The sequence below is a fragment of the Halomonas sp. ND22Bw genome, assembly GCF_003011945.1.
GTDB lineage: Bacteria > Pseudomonadota > Gammaproteobacteria > Pseudomonadales > Halomonadaceae > Halomonas > Halomonas halophila.
In genome coordinates, this window is the sequence record NZ_PXWD01001005.1 from 1 (window position 1) to 267 (window position 267).

Below are 267 nucleotides of genomic sequence, written 5' to 3' on the forward strand. Positions count from 1 at the left end.
GTCGTGTCCGAGAAGGGATTTGGGCGCGAACTCCCGGCCCAGTCACGTTTGACCCCGAAAGCAAGTCGATCCGTGCCGAGCCGGTATGGCGCGGTGTCAAACGAAATGGCGGAGAGCCGAATGGCGTCGTCATCCATGGCGTGGGGAAGACGAAGCCGTTGGCGGGGCATGCCCGTGGCTTCGTCGACAATGAGCACATCCAGATCGCCCGACGTTCCGTCCACGCGCACCTCGGCGATCAGCGGAACGGCTACGAGCACCAGCCCA

General features: G+C 64.0%; 1 protein-coding gene. It reads right to left on the reverse strand.

Translation table 11 applies throughout. The annotated features are described in order from the left end of the window. Nucleotides 1-267 (reverse strand): hypothetical protein (locus tag CVH10_RS26905; protein ID WP_219924947.1); only part of this gene is annotated, 267 nt, incomplete at both ends.